The 2,106-nt window shown below is 38.2% G+C and carries 2 protein-coding genes; both read right to left on the bottom strand.

Annotated elements, in window-relative coordinates; genetic code table 11:
• Window positions 1-967 (bottom strand): tetratricopeptide repeat protein (locus tag CTN01_RS22475; protein ID WP_107342222.1); only part of this gene is annotated, 967 nt, incomplete at its 3' end.
• Window positions 968-1,201: 234 nt separating this feature from the next.
• A partial coding sequence (locus CTN01_RS22855; RefSeq protein ID WP_107342221.1) for a tetratricopeptide repeat protein occupies window positions 1,202-2,106 on the bottom strand: 905 nt, incomplete at its 5' end.

Raw genomic sequence — 2,106 nt, 5'->3', positions numbered from 1 at the left:
GAAGTACTCTCACCGTATGTTTACTTAAGAACTCTTTAGCAAAGTCGTTGACTTGTTTTTTCTGGGCATCAGATAAATGACTCATTGTTTCAAGGTATTGTTCTTTATAAATATCATAAAGGTCATGTTTTTTATCTGTGCCCATTGAATCAAGATATATTTTTGAGTAAGCAGCACCAAGCACTTCGTCTTTTTCAGGGTATGTTGTTGTTGGCTGTGAATGTAGGTATTTTCTAGCAAGGAAAATGATAGAAGTAGCATCTCCAGTATTCGCCATTTTTGTCCAAATATCTAACGCTTTTTTATTTTGGCCTTCTTTGTGAATTATAGAAGCATAACCTTCCATCCCCCTAAAGTTACCCTGTTCAGCAGAGGCCTTGTAAAGACGTTTTACTTCTTTTTCTCGGTTGCCAGGTATGAAAAACCAGCCATCTCCGCCAGCATACATACTTGCTAGGCTTGCCTGTGCCTTTGAGTTTCCATGGTCAGCAGCTTTCTTCAACCAGTCATTAGACTCATCAGGGTATAAGAAGGATAACATATTCATTGCGTTACCATCTCCTTGTTCTGCTCTAACTTTTAATTCTTTAACTAAAGGCGTACGATATTCCTCTCTATCACCATAAATATTTGTATCTGTCGACAGAACAAATTTAGCTTTTTCGCTTCCTAGTTTCGCGGCTTTAACAGCATATTCATGTTCTTGAGGGGTTTGGGCCATAATATTCGTTCTAAAGGTCCATGAATAAGCTAAAGCAGCTTTTGCATTCCCCTTATCTGCCGCGTATTTCAAATAAGGTTGCCCTTGTTTTATTTTATATTGGTCGACGAGTAAATCGCCTAATTGATAGGCATCTTCAACAGACATGGAGCTTGGCGCAGGGTATGTTGTTTGTGCCTGTGTTTGTGAGGCGCACAACAGGCATAAACATAACAGCCACCGGTAACCTATTTTTACTTTTTGCATTATTTATTAATCCTTATTACTGCCTATAAAGCTGTTATGGGGGGCTACTGATAAGTTGAGATAGGTAAGGGTACACCTAATCAATACTGGGCAATAATTGGCCTGAAGGCTTAAATTTTCTGGATAAATCGTAGATACATATTCAAGTTACCGTTTACATATTTGTTTTCACCGATAAAAAACGCTCCCATTAGAGGGAGCGTTTAAGGCAATGAATGTAAGGGCTATACAAGATTAGCGAAGTACTCTCACCGTATGTTTACTTAAGAACTCTTTAGCAAAGTCGTTGACTTGTTTTTTCTGGGCATTAGATAAATGACTCATTGTTTCAAGGTATTGTTCTTTATAAATATCATAAAGGTCATGCTCTTTGTCTGTGCCCATTGAATCAATATATATTTTTGAGTAGGCAGCACCAAGCACTACGTCTTTTTCAGGGTAAGTGATTTGTGGTAATGAATGTAGGTACTGTTCAGCAAGAAATATGATAGAACCAGCATCTCCAGTATTTGCCATCTTTATCCAAATACCTAACGCTTCTTTTTTATTGCCTTCATCGTAAATAATAGAAGCATAACTTTCCATCCCCCTAAAGTTACCCTGTTCAGCAGAGGCCTTGTATAGTCGTTTTACTTCTTTTTCTCGATTGCCAGGTATGAAAAACCAGCCTTTACCAACTTCATAACGTCTACCCAGTTCATATTGTGCATTTGCATCACCATGCTCAGCTGCTTTTTCTTTCCATTCCATGTCTTCTGAGCCGGAATACAGAAGTGATAATCTATACATGGCTTTTGCATTACCTTTCTCTGCTCTTGTTTTTAATGTATTTATTAGCTCAGCCCTGTACGATTCTTGGTCGCCGAACACATTGCTGGGAAATGAAAGAGCAAATTTAGCATCATCACTTCCAAGTTTAGCGGCTTTAACTGCATATTCATGTTGTTTAGGGCTTTGAACCATAATGTTTGTTTTGAAACTTCTTGAATAAACTAAAGCAGCTTTTGCATTACCCTTATCTGCCGCGTATTTCAAATAAGGTTGCCCTTGTTTTATTTTATATTGGTCGACGAGTAAATCGCCTAATTGATAGGCATCTTCAACAGACATGGAGCTTGGCGCAGGGTATGTTGTTTGTG

It is taken from the genome of Photobacterium angustum, from assembly GCF_003026365.1.
In the GTDB taxonomy this organism is placed as follows: Bacteria; Pseudomonadota; Gammaproteobacteria; order Enterobacterales; family Vibrionaceae; genus Photobacterium; species Photobacterium angustum.
Note: the sequence above shows the minus strand (reverse complement) of the source record. Positions and strands in the feature narration are given on the sequence as shown.